Below are 23,024 nucleotides of genomic sequence, written 5' to 3'. Positions count from 1 at the left end.
GCATGGCAAAGTTTTTTATCGATAGGCCGGTTTTCGCGTGGGTGATCGCGATCGTGCTGATGATGGCCGGTGCGCTGTCCATCCTGCAATTGCCGGTCTCGCAATATCCCAACATCGCGCCGCCCGCCATCGGCATCGCGGTGACCTACCCGGGCGCCTCCGCGCAGACCGTGCAGGACACCGTCGTGCAGGTGATCGAGCAGCAGATGAACGGCCTGGACGGCCTGCAATACATCTCGTCGGAAAGCAATTCCGACGGCAGCATGTCCATCACGCTGACCTTCAAGCAGGGCACCAACCCGGACACGGCGCAGGTGCAGGTGCAGAACAAGCTGGCACTGGCGCAGCCGCTGTTGCCGCAGGAAGTGCAGCAGCAGGGCATCCGCGTCACCAAGGCCACGAAGAACTTCCTGATCGTCGCGGGCTTCGTGTCCACCGACGGCACGATGACCAAGGACGACCTGGCCGATTACGTCGCGTCCTACGTGCAGGATCCCATCAGCCGCACGCAGGGCGTGGGCGATTTCCAGCTGTTCGGTTCGCAGTACGCCATGCGCATCTGGCTGGATCCCGCAAAGCTCGTGAACTACGGGCTGACCACGGTGGACGTGGTCGCGGCGATCAAGGAACAGAACGTGCAGGTGTCGTCGGGCCAGCTGGGCGGCCTGCCGTCCGTGCGCGGCCAGCAGCTGAACGCCACCATCATCGGGCCGTCGCGTCTGGAAAAGCCGGAAGACTTCAGCCGCATCCTGCTCAAGGTCAATGCCGATGGTTCGCAGGTGCGCCTGGGCGACGTGTCGCGTATCGAGCTGGGCGGGCAGACCTACGCCATCGACAGCTTCTACAACGGCAAGCCCGCTTCGGGCCTGGCGATCAAGCTGGCGCCGGGCGCCAACGCGCTGGACACGGCGCAGGCCGTGCGCGACACCATCAACAACCTCAAGCCTTACTTCCCGCCGGGCATGGACGTCGTGTATCCCTACGACACGACGCCGTTCGTCAGCCTGTCGATCCATGAAGTGTTCAAGACGCTGGTGGAAGCCATCATCCTGGTCTTCCTGGTGATGTACCTGTTCCTGCAGAACTTCCGCGCCACCATCATTCCCACGCTGGCCGTGCCGGTCGTGTTGCTGGGCACCTTCGGCGTGCTGGCCGCGTTCGGCTATTCCATCAATACGCTGACGATGTTCGGCATGGTGCTGGCCATCGGCCTGCTGGTGGATGACGCCATCGTGGTGGTGGAAAACGTGGAACGCGTGATGGCCGAAGAGGGCTTGACGCCCAAGCAGGCCACCCGCAAGTCCATGGGCCAGATCACGGGCGCGCTGATCGGTATCGCCATGGTGCTGGCCGCCGTGTTCATCCCGATGGCCTTCTTCGGCGGCTCCACGGGCGTCATCTACCGCCAGTTCTCCATCACGATCGTGTCCTCGATGGTGCTGTCGGTGCTGGTCGCCATCGTCTTTACGCCGGCCTTGTGCGCAACCCTGCTCAAGCCCATTCCGAAGGGCCATCACGGCTCCAAGCGCGGCTTCTTCGGCTGGTTCAACCGTACGTTCGAGCGCAGCAGCAACGGTTACGCCAACACGGTGGCGCGCGGGCTGAACCGCACCAAGCGCCTGATGATCGTGTACCTGGCGCTGGTCATTGCCATGGGCTGGCTGTTCACGCGCATTCCCACGGCGTTCCTGCCGGCCGAGGATCAGGGCATTTTGTTCGCCCAGATCCAGACGCCTGCCGGCGCCACCGCCGAGGCCACCAAGGCCGTCATCGACGACGCCACCAAGTACCTGCTGACCGAGGAAAAGGATGCCGTGACGTCGGTGTTCGCCGTCAACGGCTTCAACTTCGGCGGCCGTGGCCAGAACGCGTCCATCCTGTTCATCAAGCTGCGCGACTGGGAAGAACGCGGCGACGCCAGCCTGAAGGCCGGCGCCGTGGCGGCGCGCGCCAACGCGCACTTCGCCAAGACCGAACGCCGCGCGCAGATGTTCGTGGTGCCGCCGCCGTCCGTGATGGAGCTGGGCAACGTCACCGGCTTTGACTTCCAGCTGATGGACCGCGCCGGCGTGGGCCATGAAAAGCTGCTTGCCGCGCGCAATCAGCTGCTGGGCGAAGCCGCCAAGAGCCCGGTGCTGGTGGGCGTGCGTCCCAACGGCATCGAAGACGCGCCGCAGTACCAGCTGGATATCGACCGCGAGAAGGCGCGGGCGCTGGGTGTTGCCGTGTCGGACATCAACAGCACCCTGGCCACCGCGTGGGGCTCGTCGTACGTCAACGACTTCATCGACCGTGGCCGCGTGAAGAAGGTGTTCGCGCAGGGCGAGGCGTCCTCGCGCATGCTGCCGGAAGACCTGAACAAATGGTACGTGCGCAACAACGCGGGCGACATGGTGCCGTTCTCGGCATTCTCGAAAGCGACGTGGAGCTTCGGCCCGCAAAAGCTGAACCGCTACAACGGCGTGCCGTCCTACAACATCCAGGGCCAGGCGGCGCCGGGCTATAGCTCGGGCGCAGCCATGCAGGAGATGGAACGGCTGGCGGCCAAGCTGCCGGTGGGCGTGGGCTTTGAATGGACCGGGCTGTCGTTTGAAGAACGGCTGTCGGGCTCGCAGGCTCCGGCGCTCTACGCGATATCGCTGATCGTCGTGTTCCTGTGCCTGGCCGCGTTGTACGAAAGCTGGTCCATCCCGACGGCGGTGATGCTGGTGGTGCCGCTGGGCATTATCGGCGTACTGCTGGCGACGCTGGCGCGCGGCCTGTCCAACGACGTGTACTTCCAGGTGGGGCTGTTGACGACGGTGGGGCTGGCGGCCAAGAACGCCATCCTGATCGTGGAGTTCGCCAAGGAGCACTTCGAGTCCGGCGCAAGCCTGACCGAATCGGCCATCCACGCTGCCCGCCAACGCTTGCGTCCCATCCTGATGACGTCGCTGGCGTTCATCCTGGGCGTGACGCCGCTGGCGATTTCGTCGGGCGCCGGGTCGGGCAGCCAGAACGCCATCGGCACGGGCGTGATCGGCGGCATGTTGACCGGCACGTTCCTGGCCATCTTCTTTGTTCCGGCCTTCTTCGTCATCATGCTGCGCGTGTTCAAGGTCAAGCGCATGAGCGAAAACAAAGACAAGCACGACACCAGCGCCAACTGCTCGCAGGAAGTGTCCTCCGAAGGACAACCGTAATGAAACTTCAGATGAGAACTTTATTGTCTGTTTCCCTGGCGGCGGCCCTGGCGGGCTGCTCGCTGGCTCCGACCTACGAACGGCCCGATGCGCCGGTCAGCGCCGCCTATCCGACGGGCGCGGCCTACAAGGCGGACGGATCGCAGTTGGCGCAGGGCATGTCCACCGCCGACGTCGGCTGGCGCGATTTCTTCAGCGACCCGCTGCTGCAACGGCTGATCGAGCTGTCCCTGGCGAACAACCGCGACCTGCGGGTGGCGGCGTTGAACGTGGAAGCGGCGCGCGCGCAGTACCGCATCCAGCGCGCAGACCTGCTGCCCAGCGTGGGCGTGGCCGCGCAGGAAAGCGCGCAGCGCACGCCTGCCGACCTGTCGGCCAGCGGCCGCGCCACGACCAGCCACAACTACCAGGTGGGCGCCGCCCTGTCCGCCTGGGAGCTGGACCTGTTCGGCCGCATCCGCAGCCTGAGCGACCAGGCGCTTGAGTCGTATCTGGCGCTGGACGAAACGCGCACGGCCACGCAGCTGGCGCTGATCGCTGAAGTGGCTAACGCCTATCTGACGCTGCGCGCCGACCAGGAACTGTTGGGTCTCACGCGTGAGACGCTCAAGAGCCAGGAAGATTCGTTCAAGCTTACGCAGCAAAGCTATGACCAGGGCCTGTCCACCTCGCTGGACCTGAGCCAGGCGGAAGTGTCGCTGCGCACGGCCCAGCGCAACCTGTCGCAGTACACGCGTCAGGCCGCGCAGGACCGCAATGCGTTGACTTTGCTGGTGGGCCAGCCCATGTCGCCGGAAATCGTCGCGGCGCTGGATCAGGCCGTGAAGCTGGATGACGGCATGTTGCCCACCACCTTGCCGGCCGGCTTGCCGTCCGATCTGCTGGCGCGCCGCCCGGACATCCGCGCGGCCGAGCATCAGCTCAAGGGCGCCAACGCCAACATCGGCGCGGCACGCGCCGCGTTCTTCCCGACTATCACGCTGACGGGCCAGGCCGGCACGGCCAGCGCCAGCCTGGGCGGTCTGTTCGAAGGCGGTTCGGGGGCATGGAGCTTCGTGCCCCGTATTACGGTGCCGATCTTTGCGGGTGGGTCGCTGCAAGCCAATCTGGATCTGGCCAAGGTGCAGAAGAACATTCAGGTTGCGCAGTACGAAAAGTCCATCCAGACGGGCTTTCGGGAAGTGGCCGACGCCCTGGCCGGGCGTGGCACGCTGGACGACCAGATCGAAGCGCAGCGTTTGCTGGTCAATGCCAACCAGCGCGCCTACGACGCGTCCGACCAGCGTTTCCGCCAGGGCATCGACGACTACCTGAGCGTGCTGGATTCGCAGCGTTCTTTGTATACGTCGCAACAGGCGCTGGTGGATACGCGCCTGGCCCGGCTGTCCAACTTGGTTACCTTGTACAAGGTGCTGGGCGGCGGCTGGACCGAACGCACGGTCACGGCGCAGGCCGCGCCGGGTGCAGGATCGTAAGATTGCGAGCGCGGGCAGGGCAAGCATGCCGCTTGTCCGCCGCTCTTGGCCCTGCGTTGCGGCAGGGCAAAAAAAACGGGCCGATCGAAAGATCGGCCCGTTTTTCATTGAAGCTTGTCTGGCAAGGCGTCACGTGCGCTTGCGGGCGATTAGGCCAACCACGAACAGGACGATGATGGCGCCGATCACCGAAGCGATCCAGCCCGCCGGTTCTCCCTCTGCATACCAGCCCATCGTCTGACCCAGGAAACCGGCGACCACCGCGCCGACGATACCCAGGATGGTGGTCATGATGATCCCCATGTTCTGGTCTCCGGGCATGATGGCGCGGGCGATCAAACCCACGATGAACCCGACGATGATCATGATGATAATGCTCATGCGCGTACTCCTTGCTATGGAAAAAAGGGGGCGATGTGCACTGATGATACTCACGCTTTTTGGGGCGCGGCTGTAACAACTGGTATGTGGGGTCACCATGCAACAGGCCGCATGCTGCGGCCTGTTCGGGGTATTTCAGGACGTGATGTCGATGAGTTGGGCGACGTCGTGGGTCAGCGCCTCGACGCTGTCCGTGTCCGACGCCAGCAGCCGCGCGCGGCCATCCTTGTCGAAAATGTACACGCCCCGGCTGTGCGTTACTTCGTACATGTCGGCGTCGTCGCCCGCCCGGGGCTTTTCGATCTGGTAGGCCACGCGGTAGCGGCGGGCCAGGTCGGCGACCTGCTTTTCATCGCCCGTCACGCCGATGGCGTTGTTGTTGAAGGCATTGACATAGGCTTGCAGGATGTCGGGCGTGTCGCGGTGGGGATCCACGCTGACGAACACGATGCGCACGTTCTTGGCCTTGTCGCCCAGGTTTTGCAGCACTGCCGTCAACTGCGCCATGGTGGTGGGGCAGATGTCGGGGCAACTGGCGTAGCCGAAGAACAGCAAAACCGTCTTGCCCTTGAGATCGTCGCTGCTGATGGTCTTGCCGCCTGCGCCGGGCAGCGAGAATTTCAGGTCGGGCAAATGGCCCTTGACGTTGTAGAGCGTCCAGTCGACGTTCCGATCGCCGCATGCGGCCAGAAACACGCAAAGGGCCAGCAGCAGGCCGCGCCAGGCGCGGCCGGTAAGTAGGTGTCGCATGAGTCCAGGAGAGGCCGAAAGAGTTAAGGAAATGCGTCCAGGAATAGACCCGGTCAAACCCATTGATTCTACCTGCACGGGGGCGCCAGGCTGGCGCAGGAGGCATGCCGGCTTCTTGTCCTGGCGCAAACATTGGGCCGGGCGGCGCGATGCGGAGGACTGCCTGGACCGATTTGTGAAGCTTTGTGGGGAGTTTGTTGAAGATGTCGCAAAGGCATTCCCACGGCCGGGCGCGCGGTCTATATTCAGGACCTGGTCAGCAATGCAGCTACAGGAAGGTCCTGAAATTGGATATGGCATCAGGCACGGCAATTCGTTATCCGTTGTTCCCGTATTACCCGGTAGTGGTCGAGGTGCTGCGCAGCCGCCATGCGGACCGCGTTCTGGACGCGCCCTGCGGCACCGGCTGGCTTGGCGACATGCTGTCGGCCACCAGCACCCGCAAAATCGCCGTGGACGGCGTGGGCCTGTGGGAATTCCCCCCGGCGCAGGCGGGCTACGGGTCGGTCACCGAGCACGACCTGGACACACCGTTAAATGTCGATGGCGCCTATGACGCGGCCGTGTGCTGCGAAGCCATCCATCTGATGACCAACCCCGGCGTGCTGGCGGAAAGTCTTTACCGCGCGCTGCGGCCGGGCGGAACCCTGATCATCACCACACCCAACACCTGGTATCTGCGCTCACGCTGGCAGTTCCTGATGCGGGGGTTTCATTCGGGCTTTCGCCCCATGGTGGGCCGGCAGCGCGGCGAAGACTACATCACCTATTTCCCGTTCAGCTTTCCGCAACTGCACCTGCTGCTGTCGCACTACGGCTTTACGGACATTACGCTGCACGAGGTCGAAGAGCCCAAGCCCAAGCGGCTGATCGAACGGCTGCTGGCCGTGCCGTCGCGCCTGTATTACCGGCGCAGGGTCAAACGCGCTGAAAACGGCGACGTGCTGCGCTTCTGGAAGCAGGCCGGGTCGGATCAGTCAGTGCATGGCCGCTGGCTGGTGGTGTCGGCGCGCCGGCCGGACGAACCGGCGGCGTCGCAGACATAAAACCGCGCAGTCAGTTGCCGCTCATGCCGCTATGGCGCAGCAGGGCGTCGATGCGGGGCGCGCGGCCACGGAAGGCGGCAAACGATTCCGCCGCCGGCCGCGAACCACCCACCGCCAGCACTTCGCGGCGGAAACGCGCGCCGGTTTCGGCATCCAGCGTGCCCAGCGCGTTGTCCGGCTGTTTGGCGGCGGCTTCCTCGAAGGCTTCATACGCGTCGGCGGACAACACTTCCGCCCACTTGTAGCTGTAGTAGCCCGCGCCGTATCCGCCCGCGAACAGATGCGAGAACGCGTGCGGCAGGCGGTGCCACGACGGCGGGAACAGCACGGCCACTTCCTGGCGCACTTCCTGCAACAGCGCTAGCACTTCGGTGATGGACGCACCCTTGGCGCGGTCGTGCATCAGCATGTCGAACAGCGCGAATTCGATCTGGCGCACGGCCTGCATGCCGCTCTGGAAATTGCGCGCGGCGACCAGGCGGTCGTAGAGCGCGCGCGGCAGCGGTTCGCCGGTGTCCACATGCGCCGACAGCTTTTGCACCACCGCCCATTCCCAGCAGAAGTTCTCCATGAACTGCGACGGCAATTCGATGGCGTCCCACTCGACGCTGGCAAACGCGGCCGCGCCAGGCTCGTCCACTTCGGACAGCAGCGCGTGCAGCGCATGGCCGGTTTCATGGAACAGGGTGATGACGTCGTCATGCGTGAGCACGGCGGCGCGATCGCCATTGGGGCGCGAGAAGTTGCAGGTCAGGTAGACCACCGGCGTCTGCACGTGGCCGGCGACGACGCGGCGGGCGCGTTCGCTATCGACCCAGGCGCCGCTTTGCTTGCCCGAGCGGGCGTACAGGTCCAGGTAGAGGTAGCCGATCAAGCCGCCGTCCGGGCGCTCGACGCGTACGCCGCGCGCATCGCTGTGCCAGGTGGAAACAGGGGTTTCGGTCAGGCGCACGTCGAACAGCTTTTCGATGACGTCGAACAGGCCCGCCAGCACGCGCGGTTCGGTGAAGTACTGCTTCACTTCGTCTTCGGAATAGGCGTAGCGCGATTCGCGCAGGCGCTCGGAAGCGTAGGCAACGTCCCAGGGTTGCAGCTCGGTCAGGCCCAATTCGCCCGTGGCGTAGGCGGTGAGTTCAGCCAGGTCGCGCTGCGCGAAGGGCTTGGCGCGGGCGGCCAGGTCACGCAGGAAGACGGTGACTTCGCTGGCGTCGCGGGCCATGCGGGTCTGCAAGCGCAGCGAGGCGTAAGTGCCCAGGCCGAGCAGGCCGGATTCTTCGGCGCGCAGCGACAGCAGTTCTTCGATGAGCCCGGAGTTGTCGAACTTGGCGTCGCCCTGTTCCGAGGCGACGGTGCCGTAGCCCCGGTACAGCGCTTCGCGCAGCGAACGGTCTTGCGCGTACTGCATGACGGGCAGGTAGCAGGGCATTTTCAGCGTCAGCTTCCAGCCTGCCTTGCCGTCTTCTTCGGCGGCGGCGCGGGCGGCGGACAGCACGTCGGCGGGGATGCCGGCAAGGCGCGCTTCATCGTCCACCAGCAAGGACCAGGCATCGATGGCGTCCAGCACGTTTTCGGAAAACTTCTGCGATGCCTGCGCTTCGCGGTCGGAGATCTGGGCATAGCGCTCGCGGTCGGCGCCTTGCAGTTCGACGCCGCTCAAGCGGAAGTCGCGCAGCGCCATCTCGACGATGCGGCGGCGCACGGGCGACCACGAGGCAAAGTCGGGGGCGGCGGCCAGGCGCTGGTACTGCTGGTACAGACCTTCGTGCAACCCGACCCAGGTGGAAAATTCGGTGATGAGCGGCAGCGCGGCGTTGTAGGCTTCGCGCAATTCGGGCGTGTTGACGACGGCGTTCAGGTGCCCGGCGACCGACCATGCGCGCCACAGGCGTTCGGAGGCGGTGTCCAGCGGTTCCACCACGGCTTCCCAGGTGGGCGCCAGCGCGGCGTCGGCGGCGTGGTCGACCGCCTTGCGGGCGATGCCCAGCAGTTCTTCCACGGCCGGCACGATGTGCTCGGGCTTGACGGCCGCGTAGTCGACCAGATCGGAAACGGGGGCAAGCAGGGGGTTCTGGGTCATGGTGTTACCGGGGTGTGTTGGGGCGGGGGCGGGCCAGGACAGCGACGCCGCGAAAGACATAGGGATCAGATAGGGACGATCCCCCCGAAAGCAAGGGGCAGTCAAGCCCGCATGCGGCAAGGGCAACGCGCCGCCGGGAGCGGCGCATTGCCCTTGTTGGCCGTTCTCGGGGCGCGCGGCCCCGCAGCGCGTCAGCCTGCGGCGCGTTCCGCGGCTTCGACCGTGTTGACCAGCAACATGGCGATGGTCATGGGGCCCACGCCGCCGGGCACGGGCGTGATGGCGCCGGCCACTTCCTTGGCGGAGGCGAAGTCCACGTCGCCGCACAGCTTGCCGTCTTCGCCGCGGTTGATGCCCACGTCGATGACGACGGCGCCGGGCTTGATCATCGAACCGTCGATCATGCCGGGCTTGCCGGTGGCGACCACCAGGACGTCTGCGCGGCGGGTCTGGGCCGCCAGGTCGCGCGTCTTGGAATTGCAGATGGTGATGGTGGCGCCCGCTTGCAGCAGCAACATGGCCATCGGCTTGCCGACGATGTTGCTGGCGCCCACGATCACGGCTTCAGCGCCGCGCAGCGTCACGCCTTCCGATTCCAGCATCTTCATCACGCCGTAGGGCGTGCAGGGGCGGAACAGCGGCTGGCCCGTCATGAGCAGGCCGGCGTTGCTGATATGGAAGCCGTCCACGTCCTTCTCGGCGGCGATGGCTTCGATGACCTTGTGCGAATCCATGTGCTTGGGCAGCGGCAGCTGCACCAGGATGCCGTGGATGGTCGGGTCCTGATTCAGGACGGCGATGCGGGCCAGCAATTCGGCCTCGGTCATCTCGGCCGGGTACTGTTCCTTGACGGAATGCAGGCCGGCTTTTTCGCAGGCGGCAACCTTGTTGCGCACATACACCTGGGAGGCGGGGTCCGCGCCCACGAGCACCACGGCAAGGCCGGGGCGCGTGCCCTTGGCCGCCAGGGCGGCGACGCGCTGGGCGACTTCTTCACGAATGCGCAGCGACAGAGCCGCGCCGTCAATAATTCTTGCGGTCATGCATGCGCCTCGGGTTTGGCCAAGGCCACTTTCATCAAATCAGCAACGGTAGTCACTTCCAGTTTTTCCATAATGTTGGCGCGGTGCGCCTCGACGGTCTTGATGCTGATGCCCAGGTCGTCGGCGATCTGCTTGTTCAAGCGGCCGGCGACGATGCGCTCCAGCACCTGCTGCTCGCGCGCGGTCAGGCGCGCCAGCATGGCTTCGTGATCCTTCTGGGCCTGGTGCTTGGACACGCGTTGCGTGGCCTGCTCCAGCATGCGCGCGACGATCTCGCGCAGGTCCGATTCGTTGAAGGGCTTTTCCAGGAAATCGACCGCGCCCTTTTTCATCGTGGATACCGCCATCGGCACGTCGCCGTGGCCGGTGATGAATACGATGGGCAGCGGTGCGTTGCGGGCGATCAGCTGCTCCTGGAGTTCCAGGCCACTCATGCCGGGCATGCGCACGTCGGCGATCAGCACGCCGATCTGGCTGGCGTCGTAGTCTTCCAGGAAGGATTCGCCGCTGGCATAGGCGCGAACGCGATAGCCATTGGCTTCCAACAGCCAGCGCAGCGAATCGCGGACCGCTTCGTCGTCGTCAACAATGAATACCGTGCTCGACAGGTGGGGCGTGTTCATGCGTGCAACTCCTCGGACTGATCATTCTGGGCCTGCGGCTGGGACGCAGCGCAGGGCAGGGTAAAGCGGAAAATAGTCCCGCCAGCGGGGTTGGGGTCCGCCCAGAGGCGGCCGTGGTGCGACTCGATAATGGTACGGCAGATGTTCAGCCCCATGCCCAGGCCCTGGGTCTTGGTGCTGAAGAAGGGTTCGAACAGGCGTTCGGGTTCGGCCAGGCCATGGCCGCGGTCGACCACGGCCACTTCGATGTGCTGCTCGTGCAGGATCACGGCCACCTTCAATTCGTCCGATTCGCTGTTCTCCATGGCTTCCAGCCCGTTCTTGAGCAGGTTCAACAGCACCTGTTCGATCAGGATCGGGTCGGCCAGTACATCGGGCGCGTTCGAGGGCACGAAGCTGTCGATGCGGATGCGGCGCTTGCGCGCGTCGATTTCGGCAAAGCCGATGGCGTTGTCGACGATGCGGCCGATGGCCACGCGCTGGCGGCGCGGCTCGCTGCGCTTCACGAATTCGCGGATGCGGCTGATGATCTTGCCGGCGCGCTCGGCCTGCGAAGCGGCCTTTTCCAGCGCGGGCAGGAGCATGTTCGGGCTGGTGTGGCCGGCCTTGACCAGGGCGACGGCGCCCATGCTGTAGTTGGCGATGGCGGTCAGCGGCTGGTTCAGTTCGTGCGCCAGCGACGAGGCCATTTCGCCCATCGTGGTCAGGCGGCTGGTCAGCTGGATCTTTTCCTGCTGCACGCGGGACGCTTCCTCGTGCCCACGGCGTTCGGTGATGTCGCGCGCCACCTGCATGCGCACGCGGCGACCGTCGGTCCAGGCCAGCATGCGGTGGTGCACTTCAAACCAGCGCTGCACTGACGGGGCGAACACTTCCACGGATTCGTCGGTGAAGCGGCCACGGCGGCCGGCCAGCAATTCGTCGTGGCCGCCCGTCTGCGCGCCGAACACGCGGCGGTAGGTGCGGTTGGCGAACAGCAGTTCCAGCCCGTCGTGCGTATCGGCCGTGACCGAAATGGCGTCGTCCAGGCCTTCCAGCACCGTCATGAAACGTTCGTGCGCGGCCGTCAGCGCTTCGCGGATGCGCTTGGGTTCGGTGATGTCGGTCATGGAGGTCATCCACCCGATCTGGTTGCCGTTCGGGTCCAGCAGCGGCGACACGTACATGCGCGCGGTGAAACGCGAACCATCGCGGCGTTGCGCTTCGACTTCCAGGCCGCTGCTGGGCGTCTTGCCCGACATCAGCACGTCCAGCGTGTGCTGGTGCTGTTCATGGCGGCCGGGCACCCAATAGGGGAAGGGCGGGCTGCGGCCGATGAGGTCGGCCTCGTTCCAGCCGATCATGCGGCAGAACGCCGGGTTCACGTAGGCGATGCGGCCTTCCATATCCAGCACGCGCATGCCCGTGGACATGGAGTTTTCCATGGCGCGGCGAAAACCGGTTTCGGCGATCAGTGCGGCTTCGGCGGTGGAGCGAAAGCGCGTATAGCGCCACAGCATCAACAGGCTGATGACGATCACGCAGGACAGGGCAAGCACCACCCATATCAGGCGTTGCTGACGCATTTCCTGGTCGATCGTCACAAACATGACGCTATCGTCATGAATGCGTTGCAGCCAGAAGAACACCCCCATCACACAGATGTACAGGATCAGCACCATCGCGGGCGTGACCCAATACACGCCGCGGCGGCGGGTGCGGGCGTGATCGTGGAACGGCGTAGGAATATTGGACTTGGGCGCGCTGGACATGGAATTCGGGCCAGATAGACCGCGCATTTTAGTGCGTGTTGGCCGGGAAATGCCGGGAATCAGGCCATGCTTTTGGCGTAAGGTGAAAAATTCCCAGCGCGGCGGGCGGGACTCGCTGGCGGGTGGGTGCTGTTTTTGCCATTAATAACACTAGCGGCGAGGATCGAACACGGTATTCAGCTTGCGGTCAATATTTCGCATTATGAAATGCCGTACCGCAACATGAAATTTTGCTTGCGACCGGTTAATCTTCTTTCTTAGAATGCCGGCTGATAGGGAACCGACCCAAAGCAGGTCTCTAGAAAAACACCCCGACCCATGCCTGTCATGGTAGCCCGGATGATCCCGGCTACCATGCAGAGTCCGCGAGTTGAACAATCAAGCGGGTGTGGTCACGACGAACCCCAACAGGAGACACACGATGTCCTCTTTCGCCCAGGCTGGCGCCCCGCAGGCTGCCAACGACGAAGACACCCTTGAAACCCAGGAGTGGCTCGAAGCCCTGGCGGCAGTCCTTGATCGCGAAGGGCCGCAGCGCGCGCACTACCTGCTGGAACGCCTGATCGACGAAGCCCGTCGCTCCGGCGCCCACATCCCGTTCTCGCCGAATACCGCTTACGTCAACACGATTCCTCCCGGCCTGGAGCCGGCGCATCCGGGCAACCTGGAACTGGAAACGCGTATCCGCTCGTACGTGCGCTGGAACGCCATGGCCATGGTCGTCAAGGCCAACAAGCACAACCCGCCGGACGGCGGCGACCTGGGCGGCCACATCGCGTCGTTCGCCTCGCTGGCCACCATGATCGGCTGCGGCCAGAATCACTTCTGGCACGCCGAAGACGAAAACCACGGCGGCGACCTGGTCTACTTCCAGGGTCACACCTCGCCCGGTATGTACGGCCGCGCCTATCTTGAAGGCCGCCTGACCGAAGACCAGCTGAACCACTTCCGCCAGGAAGTGGACGGCAAGGGCCTGTCCTCCTATCCCCACCCGAAGCTGATGCCGGATTTCTGGCAATTCCCGACGGTGTCGATGGGCCTGGGCCCGCTGATGGCCATCTATCAAGCCCGCTTCCTGAAGTACCTGCACGCCCGCGGCATCGCCGACACCAGCAAGCGCAAGGTCTGGGTGTTCTGCGGCGACGGCGAAATGGACGAACCGGAATCGCTGGGCGCCATCGCCCTGGCGGCGCGTGAAAAGCTCGACAACCTGATCTTCGTGGTGAACTGCAACCTGCAACGCCTGGACGGTCCGGTGCGCGGCAACGGCAAGATCATCCAGGAACTGGAAGGCGACTTCCGTGGTTCGGGCTGGAACGTCATCAAGCTGATCTGGGGCGGTTACTGGGATCCGCTGCTTGCGCACGACAAGGAAGGCATCCTGCGCCAGATCATGGAAGACACCGTTGACGGCGAGTACCAGGCGTACAAGGCCAACGACGGCAAGTTCGTCCGTGAACATTTCTTTGGCAAGCACCCCAAGCTGCTGGAAGCCGTCTCGCGCATGAGCGACGAAGACATCTGGCGCCTGAACCGTGGCGGCCACGATCCGCACAAGGTGTACGCTGCGTTCGACGCCGCCACCAGCCACACCGGCCAACCCACCGTCATCCTGGCCAAGACCATCAAGGGCTACGGCATGGGCCACGTGGGCCAGGCCAAGAACCCGACCCACCAGCAAAAGAAGCTGGAACTGGAATCCATCCGCGAATTCCGCGATCGCTTCGGCATCCCGATTCCGGACGACCAGCTGGAAAGCCTGCCGTACTTCAAGCCGGCCGAAGATTCGCCGGAAATGAAGTACCTGCACGAGCGCCGCGCCGCGCTGGGCGGCTATCTGCCGCGCCGTCGCGCCAAGGCCGACGAGAAGCTGAAGGCCCCCGCGCTGGACGCCTTCAAGGCCGTGCTGGAACCCACCGCCGAAGGCCGTGAAATTTCCACCACCCAAGCCTTCGTGCGCATCCTGAACCAGGTGCTGCGCGACAAGGATCTGGGCCCGCGCGTCGTGCCGATCCTGGCCGACGAATCGCGTACCTTCGGTATGGAAGGCCTGTTCCGCCAGATCGGCATCTATGCGCCGGAAGGCCAGAAGTACACCCCGGTCGATAAGGACCAGGTGATGTACTACAAGGAGTCGGCCGACGGCCAACTGCTGCAGGAAGGCATCAACGAAGCGGGCGCAATGAGCTCGTGGATCGCGGCGGCCACGTCGTACTCCTCGAACAACCGCATCATGATCCCGTTCTTCATCTACTACTCGATGTTCGGGTTCCAGCGCATTGGCGATCTGGCCTGGGCAGCGGGCGACATGCAGGCCCGTGGCTTCCTGCTCGGCGGCACCGCCGGACGCACGACGCTGAACGGCGAAGGCTTGCAGCACGAAGACGGCCACAGCCACATCCTGGCCTCGACCATCCCGAACTGCGTGTCCTATGACCCGACGTTCGGCCATGAGCTGGCCGTGATCATCCAGCATGGCTTGAAGCGCATGGTGGAAGACCAGGAAAACGTCTATTACTACCTGACGGTGATGAATGAAAACTACCCGCAGCCCGGTCTGACCCAGGGCGACGAGGAAGGCATCATCAAGGGCATGTACAAGCTCAAGTCGCACGGCAAGGGCAAGAACCGCGTGCAGCTGATGGGCTCGGGCACGATCCTGCGCGAAGTCATGGCGGCGCAGGAACTGCTGGAAGCCGATTGGGGCGTGGCCTCGGATCTGTGGAGCGTCACCAGCTTCACCGAACTGCGCCGCAACGGCCTGGACGTCGAACGCCACAACATGCTGCACCCCGACGAAAAGAAGCCGCAGGTGGCTTACGTCACCGAGCAGTTGGCCAAGACGGAAGGCCCGATCATCGCATCGACCGACTACATGAAGCTGTTCGCCGACCAGATCCGCCCGTTCGTGCCCAAGGGCCGCGAATACAAGGTGCTGGGCACCGACGGTTTCGGCCGCTCGGATTTCCGCTCCAAGCTGCGCGAGCACTTCGAAGTGGATCGCCACTTCGTCGTGGTCGCCGCGCTGCGCGCGTTGGCCGACGAAGGCAAGGTGCCGGTTGCGAAGGTGGCCGAGGCCATCAAGAAGTACGGCATCAATCCGAACAAAGCCAACCCGCAATACGCCTGAGGGTAAAGAGACATGAGCAACATCGTGCAAATCAAGGTTCCCGACATTGGCGACTTCAAGGAAGTGGAAGTCATCGAGGTGTTGGTTGCGGTGGGTGACACCATCAAGGCCGAACAAAGCCTGATCACGGTTGAGTCCGACAAGGCCTCGATGGAAATCCCCGCCTCGCAAGGCGGCGTGGTGAAGTCCATCAGCGTGAAGGTCGGCGACAAGGTCGCCGAAGGCGCCGTGGTTCTGGAAGTGGAAGAGGCCGGCAGCGATGCCGCCGCGCCCGCCAAGGAAGAACCCAAGGCCGCCGCCAAGGAAGCGCCCAAGCAGGCTGCTGCTGCCGCACCCGCCGCCAAGGCTGAGGCCGCCGCGCCCGCGCCCGCTGCCGCCAGCGGCCCGGTCGAGATCGAAGTGCCGGACATCGGCGACTTCAAGGAAGTGGAAGTCATCGAAGTCATGGTTGCCGTGGGCGACACCATCAAGGCCGAGCAAAGCCTGATCACCGTCGAGTCCGACAAGGCCTCGATGGAAATCCCGGCCTCGCAAGGCGGCGTGGTCAAGGAAGTGAAGGTCAAGGTTGGCGACAAGGTCACCAAGGGCTCGGTCGTGGTGGTGGTGGAAGGCGGCGCTGGCGCCGCGCCCACCGCTGCGCAGGCCGACGCCAAGCCGCAGGCCCAGGCCGAAGCCAAACCCGAAGCCAAGGCTGAAAGCAAGGCCGAAGCCCCGGCCTCTGCTTCGCGCCCCGCGCCGGCCGCCGCGCTGGAAGATCCCAACCTCAAACCCGGCCAACTGCCGCACGCCTCGCCGTCGGTGCGCAAGTTCGCGCGCGAGCTGGGCGTGAACCTGAGCAAGGTCAAGGGTTCGGGTCCCAAGGAACGCATCACCGCCGACGACGTGCGTGGTTTCGTCAAGCAGGCGCTGGCTGCCGGTCCCGCCACGGCTGCCGCCGGCGGTTCGGCCGATGGCGCCGCGCTGGGCCTGTTGCCGTGGCCCAAGGTCGACTTCACCAAGTTCGGCCCGATCGAAGCCAAGCCGCTGTCGCGCATCAAGAAGATTTCCGGCGCGAACCTGCACCGCAACTGGGTCATGATCCCGCACGTCACCAACAACGACGAAGCGGACATCACCGACCTGGAAGCGCTGCGCGTCACGCTGAACAAGGAAAACGAGAAGTCGGGCGTGAAGGTCACGATGCTGGCCTTCTTGATCAAGGCCGTGGTTGCGGCCCTGAAGAAGTTCCCCGAGTTCAACGCCTCGCTGGACGGCGACAACCTGGTGCTCAAGCAGTACTACCACATCGGTTTCGCCGCCGACACGCCCAACGGGCTGGTGGTGCCGGTGATCCGCGACGCCGACAAGAAGGGCATCCTGCAAATCGCGCAGGAAATGACCGAGCTGTCCAAGAAGGCGCGCGAAGGCAAGATCTCGCCCGCCGACATGCAGGGCGGCTGCTTCTCGATCTCGTCGCTGGGCGGCATCGGTGGCACCTCGTTCACGCCGATCATCAACGCGCCCGAAGTGGCCATCCTGGGCGTGTCGCGTTCCGCGCACAAGCCCGTCTGGGACGGCAAGCAGTTCGTGCCGCGCCTGATCGTGCCGCTGTCGCTGTCCTACGACCACCGCGTCATCGACGGCGCCTCGGCTGCCCGCTTCAACGCCTATCTGGGCGCCTTGCTGGCCGACTTCCGCCGCATCGCGCTGTAAACGGGGAGCCCTATGAGCAATACCGTTCAAATCAAAGTGCCGGACATCGGCGACTTCAAGGAAGTGGAAGTCATCGAAGTGCTGGTCGCCGTGGGCGACACGATCAAGGCCGAACAAAGCCTGATCACCGTGGAATCCGACAAGGCCTCGATGGAAATCCCCGCCTCGCAAGGCGGCGTGGTCAAGTCGATCGCCGTGAAGGTCGGTGACAAGGTCGCGGAAGGCGCGGTCGTGCTGGAAGTGGAAGCGGCGTCGACCGACGCCGCGCCCGCCGCCAAGGACGCGCCCAAGGCTGCTGAAGCTCCCAAGCAGGCGGAAGCCGCTGCGCCGGCCGCCAAGGCCGCCGCACCGGCTCCTGCTGCCGCCAGCTTCAAGGGCTCGGCCGATGGCGAATACGACATGCTGGTGCTGGGCGCGGGCCCTGGCGGCTATTCCGCCGCCTTCCGCGCAGCCGACCTGGGCCTGTCCGTGGTCCTCGTCGAACGCTATGAAACCCTGGGCGGCGTCTGCCTGAACGTGGGCTGCATTCCGTCCAAGGCGCTCTTGCACAACGCCGCCGTCATCGACGAGGCGCGCGCGCTGGCTGCCCATGGCATCAGCTTCGGCGAGCCCAAGATCGATCTGGACAAGCTGCGCGGCTACAAGGACAGCGTGGTCGCCAAGCTGACCGGTGGCCTGGCCGGCATGGCAAAGGCTCGCAAGGTCACGGTGGTGCACGGTGTAGGCGAATTCGCCGACGCGAACCACCTGACCGTCAAGGCGGCCGATGGCAAGACGCAGACGCTGCGTTTCAAGCAAGCCATCATCGCCGCCGGCAGCCAGTCGGTGAAGCTGCCGTTCATGCCCGCCGACGAACGCGTTGTGGACTCCACCGGCGCGTTGCTGCTGCGTGAAGTGCCCAAGAAGATGCTCATCATCGGCGGCGGCATCATCGGCCTGGAAATGGGCACGGTGTACTCGACGCTGGGCGCGCGCCTGGACGTCGTGGAAATGCTGGATGGCCTGATGCAAGGCGCAGACCGCGATCTGGTCAAGGTCTGGCAAAAGAAAAATGCCTACCGCTTCGACAACATCATGTTGAAGACCAAGACCGTGGGCGCCGAAGCCAAGAAGGACGGCATCTACGTCACCTTCGAAGGCGAGGGCGCGCCCAAGGAACCGCAGCGCTACGACCTGGTTCTGCAAGCCGTGGGCCGCAGCCCCAATGGCAAGAAGATCGGCGCCGACAAGGCAGGCATCGCCGTGACCGACCGTGGCTTCATCGAGGTCGATCGCCAGATGCGCACCAACGTGCCGCACATCTACGCCATCGGCGACATCGTCGGCCAGCCGATGCTGGCGCACAAGGCGGTGCACGAAGGCCACGTTGCAGCGGAAGCCGCTGCCGGCCAGAAGTCGTTCTTTGACGCGCGCGTCATTCCGTCGGTGGCCTACACCGATCCGGAAGTGGCATGGGTGGGCCTGACCGAAGACGAAGCCAAGAAGCAAGGCATCAAGATCGAGAAGGGCGTGTTCCCGTGGGCGGCTTCCGGCCGCGCCATCGCCAACGGCCGCGACGAAGGCTTCACCAAGCTGATTTTCGATGCCGAAACGCATCGCATCCTGGGCGGCAGCATCGTGGGCACCCACGCTGGCGACCTGATCAGCGAACTGGCCCTGGCCGTGGAAATGGGCGCCGACGTCGTCGACATCGCCAAGACCATCCACCCGCACCCGACGCTGGGTGAATCGGTGGGGATGGCAGCGGAAGTTGCCGAAGGCGTCTGCACCGACTTGCCGCCGATGAAGAAGAAGTGATGGCAGAGGGCGGCGCTGCCGCCTTCACCGTGCCGCCGCAGCCACGCACACGCTGACTGCGGCGGGCAGACCCGCCATGCAAAAAGCGCCGGCCCTGTTAAGGGACCGGCGCTTTTTTTGTTCTGCGCCGCGCGGCAGCGGCGTGTCCAGCGTCAGGCTTGGGTATTGATGCGCGAACCCAGCGTGCTGTCTATCGCCATCGGGGCCACGGACTGCATCAGAGTGGCGACGGTGTCGGCTTGCGCGTTCAATGCCTTCTTCAGCACGGTGGCCTGCACTTCCTGAACCACGTTCGCGTCCTTCAAAGCCAGTGCGGTGTTGACGGTGTTATTGATGGAATCCATGGTTCTTGTGTCCTTGTCGGCGTAGGCCGGGCGTGAGCCCAAAGTGTTCGCATTATTGCGTACATTTTCAGTTTGATGCAAAGGATTGTCGAGGCTACGTGTGGCGGCGGTATGACATCGTTGATGACGTCAAGGCCGCGCCGGGCATTCCTTCACGACGCCCCAGCCGTTGTTCGGTTCGCAGAACTGATCACGCGCCGCCCATGCGCAGTCGGGGCGGTCGAAGAAACCCAATGCCGCGCAGCGGTCCAATTCGGTCTGCAAGGACTGAACCCAGGCCAAGGGATCATGCGCGGGGATCTCGGTGATGCGCAGCGTGGAGTGTGGGCCGGTAGCGGGGCGTGCGGCGACCGTCGAATCGGAAAGCACGGCGGGCGATTCACTGGCCGCTGGCGCGGCTTGCTGCCTGGTCGCGTCAACGGCTGAAGTGGGGGCAGGCGCGGGGGCAGGCGATGTGCTTGTTCCGGATGTGTCCTCGGACTCGGGCGTCGATTGCGACGCAGGATCTTCCATAGACCCCGTCGCGGGATTCGTCGCCGCACTTTGCGCAGCCGGCGCAGTCGGATCCACGTCCCAATCGCTGGGTTCTTCGTCCAACGGCGGTGTGTTGGGCGGCAGCAGCGGCACGCGCACGGGACTTGCCGCCGTGGGGCCGGCGATGCCGTTGTTCGGTGCGTTCCACGACACCACCAGCAGCACCAACGCTCCATAGATCGCCAGTGTGTACAGCACCGTCAACGTGGCGGAACCGACGCGCCGTCCGGTGATGCGTGGCGCGTCGTCGCGGCCCAGCAAATGGCGCCAGCCCACCAGCGCCGCGCCGGGCGCCGAGATCAGCCACCAGCCGATGCGCTTCACGCAGCCGGGCTCGGGCCGAGGCGATAGATGCACCTGGGCCGCCAGCAATTCGCGCAGGGCGCGGTTTTCTTCGCGCAGCCGCAAGGTCTGCGCGTCGACCGAGGCCTGATCGTCGTGATCCGTCGTGCTGTCTTGCTGCCTAGCGTGGGGATCGGGGGGCGTGGCGGTCATGGGGCTGAAAAATATGGATACAAAGACGTGCGACCGCAATTATGACGTAAGCCGGGAGCGCCTCAAAACGCGAATAGAACGGGAAAAGGGGGGCTTGGCGAGGCTTCGCGAGCGTCAGGCCGGCACGCGCATCTCTCGTTCGCCGTCCCGCCGGCGGATGAGAAGGCCGGGGCGCCTACGCGGTCCACCCCGGCTTCGCCGCCCCTGCGCAGCTCGTGCTGCTCAGGGCGTTGCCCGATCAGCCGACACGCTTCAGGAAGCCATCTTGCGCCACGGTGATCTGTAGTTTGTGCTGGATGCTCAGATCCTGCTCGAACTCGGGATGCTGCGGCAACCAGGCGCGGACCGCCGATTTCGGGCTGTTGCCCTGACCCCAGGGACGATGTGCGCAAAGCTCGGGCGGCATGTCTTCGATCACCGTATCGAACACCACGCAATAGCTTCCCGGCGTCACCATCGGCGCATAGGCCTCCAACTCGGCCAGCACGTGGTCATGGGTGTGGTTGGAGTCCAGGCACACCAGCACGCGTTTGGCATCACCCACCAGATCGTGCACTTGCTGAACGATGTCGGGATCGATACTCGATCCCTGGACCATCTTGATCAGCGGGCTCATCGGATGCGCTTCGATGGCTTGACGGTTGTGGGCGCGGATATCGATATCCACGCCAATGACGCGGCGGTTCGACACCCCGGGCATCAACGGCATCTGGCTCGCCTGAGCGTCGCAGTAATCCAGCATGGCAAGCATCGAGGCGCTCATCACCAGCGAGCCGCCATGGGCAATGCCGGTCTCGACGATGACGTCGGGGCGCGTCTTCCAGATCAGTTCCTGCATGGCATGAATGTCTTGCGGGTACTGGATGATCGGGCGTCCCAGCCATTGGAAGTTGTAGGTGTAAGCACCCGTTGTGCCCGCACGTATCATCCAGGCGAGCGCATCGGCGGCCAACGCCTGGTCTTCGCCCAGGCGTTTGATGTTTTCCTGCACTTCATTTTGGAATTGAGCAATTGCATCCATGGTCTTGATTCTCGGAAGTTTCGATGAGAGTGACGCTGTCGACCCGTCCGCCGATCTGCGCCCCTTTGTAGAGATTTTCATAACAAAATGGCTCGAAGCCCGCGGCTTTCATTGCGCTGGCCGTGCGATCAATGTCATAGGTGACCCGATGCAGTTGAACCTTGTCGCCGTCCAGCGTCGCGTAAGCAGCGCGGCAGTCGCCATCGCGTGGCTGACCGACCGAACCGGGATTGCAATAGCGTTGAGACCCGAAGTCGGCCAGCACCTGCACGTGGGTATGGCCCGAAAACAGTAGCTGCACGTCTGCGGGAATCTTGTCGCGGGAGATCTTGTAGAGATACTGGTCACGCGGATCTTCGGGACCGCCATGCACAAACAGCCGCCCGGGCTGGCGGATGAAATCGTGCGACGCTCTCAACCACCCCACCTGCTTCGCGCTCAAAATGCGCTTCTGGTAATTGATGATCTCGGTGACGACCCGCGAACGCGGACAGTTCTGATCCAGCGTGATGTAGCTGTCATGATTGCCCAGCACATTTGGGGCTTGCAATTCTTGCAGCAGATCGATGCATTCGCCCGGCTGCGCGTAGTAACCCGCCACGTCTCCCAGCGACAGGAAGCCCGTGCACCCGCGCGCCTTGGCGTCAGCGACCACCGCTTGGAGCGCGGGAAAATTTCCGTGGATGTCAGAAAGTATGGCCAGCATGAGTCACGAAATCTTCGGTGTAGCGCCAGGCTTTGCCGGCCCGGATGCAGGGCTCGGCGGGTTCGACGCCAAGTAAGAAATAGTCGATCGCCATTTCGGCTTCGTTAAAGCCGAAGGCGGTTCGTAGCGAGTTGCTGCTAGAGAAGCGCGGATTGATTTCAAGGAGATAGGCGCGCTCGCCTTCCACCCTGAATTGAAAGTTCGTGGGCCCCAGCGGGCAGAAATGACGGCAAAGAAGATCGGTCGCCTTGTCGATGACTGCGTGATCGCGCACCACTTCAGCGACCAGCGTGTTGCCGGCCGCAGACAGCCGGCGTCGGAACGTCAGCGGCCCCACGTGACGGCCTTCGCCCAGTCCAAATACGCCGACCGTGTACTCTTCGTCCGCCGTGCCAACGATTCGTTGCAGCATCCACGGGCTGCCGGACTTGCCTCGCCAGTAGTTGAAATCCGTTTCATCTTCAAGCAGGACGATGCCGCGCGAGCCGTTTCCGTGCAGCGGCTTGAGCAGCAGTGGCGCGGCGCCCAGCGTGTTGACGGCCTCTGTCCACGAAGCCGGACGCGCCGACGGGATCGCCGGGTATCCCATCGCGTTCAGCGCCAATCCGAAATTCCACTTGTCTGCGGTGACATCGACCAGCGAAGCTGAATTCACGGCCAGCCGGACGTTCAGCCCGGAAAAGAAATCGCGGTGGCGGCTGAAAAACGCCATGTCGATTTCCAGGCCAGGCAAGATCAGATGGATGTTGTGGGCACGGACGATGCGCGCCCAGTAGTCCAGGTATTGCTGGCTGCCTTCAGGCGCATCGGGCTTTTTTTCAAAGGCATCGCATAGATGTGGCCCTGGCGAATTGTCGTTGCGGTCAACGCCGATGATTCGTACCCGATATTTGCTCTGACGCAGGCTTTTGATGATTCCCTGGCCAATGATCGCGCCCACGCCCGTGACCGCAATCACGATCTCCTGGCGTTCGGTT

General features: G+C 64.1%; 17 protein-coding genes. 6 read left to right on the top strand and 11 right to left on the bottom strand.

From position 1 onward, the window contains the following. Window positions 1-2: 2 nt before the first annotated feature. Together API01S_RS21275 and adeC are read left to right on the top strand one after the other, a co-directional pair. A complete protein-coding gene (locus tag API01S_RS21275; protein ID WP_061306070.1) occupies window positions 3-3,182 on the top strand; it encodes an efflux RND transporter permease subunit in 3,180 nt (1,059 codons plus the stop codon). Next, window positions 3,182-4,657 carry an AdeC/AdeK/OprM family multidrug efflux complex outer membrane factor gene (gene adeC, locus API01S_RS21270; protein WP_061306069.1) on the top strand — a complete coding sequence of 492 codons (1,476 nt, stop codon included), beginning with the start codon at window positions 3,182-3,184 and terminating at the stop codon, window positions 4,655-4,657. The genes API01S_RS21275 and adeC overlap by 1 nt, the downstream gene beginning before the upstream one ends. A 129-nt stretch (window positions 4,658-4,786) precedes the next feature. Here adeC and API01S_RS21265 read toward each other — a convergent pair whose 3' ends face one another. Continuing rightward, complete coding sequence (locus API01S_RS21265; protein WP_006218998.1) at window positions 4,787-5,038, bottom strand: GlsB/YeaQ/YmgE family stress response membrane protein; 252 nt, start codon at window positions 5,036-5,038, stop codon at window positions 4,787-4,789. Between the two features lie 135 nt (window positions 5,039-5,173). Beyond that, a complete protein-coding gene (locus API01S_RS21260) occupies window positions 5,174-5,788 on the bottom strand; it encodes an SCO family protein (protein WP_006218999.1) in 615 nt (204 codons plus the stop codon). Between the two features lie 293 nt (window positions 5,789-6,081). On the opposite strand from API01S_RS21260, the gene API01S_RS21255 reads away from it, so the two are divergent. Further along, complete coding sequence (locus API01S_RS21255; protein ID WP_006219000.1) at window positions 6,082-6,834, top strand: class I SAM-dependent methyltransferase; 753 nt, start codon at window positions 6,082-6,084, stop codon at window positions 6,832-6,834. Window positions 6,835-6,844: 10 nt separating this feature from the next. Here the strand turns inward: API01S_RS21255 and API01S_RS21250 are convergent, their stop codons facing one another. The 4 genes from API01S_RS21250 to API01S_RS21235 all read right to left on the bottom strand — a co-directional run bounded on the left by API01S_RS21250 (window position 6,845) and on the right by API01S_RS21235 (window position 12,328). Beyond that, window positions 6,845-8,911 carry a M3 family metallopeptidase gene (locus tag API01S_RS21250; RefSeq protein WP_061306068.1) on the bottom strand — a complete coding sequence of 689 codons (2,067 nt, stop codon included), beginning with the start codon at window positions 8,909-8,911 and terminating at the stop codon, window positions 6,845-6,847. A 191-nt stretch (window positions 8,912-9,102) separates the two neighbouring features. After that, window positions 9,103-9,954 (bottom strand): bifunctional methylenetetrahydrofolate dehydrogenase/methenyltetrahydrofolate cyclohydrolase FolD, encoded by an 852-nt coding sequence (gene folD, locus API01S_RS21245; protein WP_050448987.1) that lies wholly within the window; start codon window positions 9,952-9,954, stop codon window positions 9,103-9,105. After that, window positions 9,951-10,577 carry a response regulator transcription factor gene (locus API01S_RS21240; RefSeq protein WP_006219003.1) on the bottom strand — a complete coding sequence of 209 codons (627 nt, stop codon included), beginning with the start codon at window positions 10,575-10,577 and terminating at the stop codon, window positions 9,951-9,953. Before API01S_RS21240 ends, folD begins: the two co-directional genes overlap by 4 nt. Beyond that, window positions 10,574-12,328, bottom strand: coding sequence for a PAS domain-containing sensor histidine kinase (locus tag API01S_RS21235; protein ID WP_006219004.1), 1,755 nt, complete (start codon window positions 12,326-12,328; stop codon window positions 10,574-10,576). The genes API01S_RS21240 and API01S_RS21235 overlap by 4 nt, the downstream gene beginning before the upstream one ends. Window positions 12,329-12,749: 421 nt before the next feature. On the opposite strand from API01S_RS21235, the gene aceE reads away from it, so the two are divergent. Genes aceE through lpdA form a run of 3 tightly spaced genes read left to right on the top strand, consistent with a single transcriptional unit; the run spans window position 12,750 to window position 18,947 of the window. Continuing rightward, window positions 12,750-15,458: a pyruvate dehydrogenase (acetyl-transferring), homodimeric type gene (gene aceE / locus API01S_RS21230; RefSeq protein WP_006219005.1), complete on the top strand. Its 2,709-nt coding sequence runs from the start codon at window positions 12,750-12,752 to the stop codon at window positions 15,456-15,458. A gap of 12 nt (window positions 15,459-15,470) precedes the next feature. After that, a complete protein-coding gene (gene aceF / locus API01S_RS21225; protein ID WP_061306067.1) occupies window positions 15,471-17,150 on the top strand; it encodes a dihydrolipoyllysine-residue acetyltransferase in 1,680 nt (559 codons plus the stop codon). 12 nt (window positions 17,151-17,162) lie between these two features. After that, window positions 17,163-18,947, top strand: coding sequence for a dihydrolipoyl dehydrogenase (lpdA, locus tag API01S_RS21220; RefSeq protein WP_050729058.1), 1,785 nt, complete (start codon window positions 17,163-17,165; stop codon window positions 18,945-18,947). A gap of 152 nt (window positions 18,948-19,099) precedes the next feature. On the opposite strand, the gene API01S_RS21215 is transcribed toward lpdA, so the two are convergent. From API01S_RS21215 to API01S_RS21195, 5 genes are all read right to left on the bottom strand, one after another. Continuing rightward, a complete protein-coding gene (locus API01S_RS21215) occupies window positions 19,100-19,291 on the bottom strand; it encodes a putative motility protein (protein ID WP_046806427.1) in 192 nt (63 codons plus the stop codon). Between the two features lie 129 nt (window positions 19,292-19,420). Beyond that, entirely contained in the window at window positions 19,421-20,320 is a 900-nt protein-coding gene (locus API01S_RS21210) for a hypothetical protein (RefSeq protein WP_050729057.1), read from the bottom strand. Window positions 20,321-20,558: 238 nt separating this feature from the next. Then, window positions 20,559-21,341, bottom strand: coding sequence for a cephalosporin hydroxylase family protein (locus API01S_RS21205; RefSeq protein ID WP_050729056.1), 783 nt, complete (start codon window positions 21,339-21,341; stop codon window positions 20,559-20,561). Next, entirely contained in the window at window positions 21,313-22,047 is a 735-nt protein-coding gene (locus API01S_RS21200; protein ID WP_050729055.1) for a metallophosphoesterase family protein, read from the bottom strand. The genes API01S_RS21205 and API01S_RS21200 overlap by 29 nt, the downstream gene beginning before the upstream one ends. Beyond that, entirely contained in the window at window positions 22,028-22,987 is a 960-nt protein-coding gene (locus API01S_RS21195) for an ATP-grasp domain-containing protein (RefSeq protein WP_167351725.1), read from the bottom strand. The genes API01S_RS21200 and API01S_RS21195 overlap by 20 nt, the downstream gene beginning before the upstream one ends. Window positions 22,988-23,024 lie beyond the last annotated feature (37 nt).

Source organism: Achromobacter piechaudii NBRC 102461, assembly GCF_001571245.1.
GTDB classification, from domain to species: Bacteria; Pseudomonadota; Gammaproteobacteria; order Burkholderiales; family Burkholderiaceae_B; genus Achromobacter; species Achromobacter piechaudii.
Note: the sequence above shows the minus strand (reverse complement) of the source record. Positions and strands in the feature narration are given on the sequence as shown.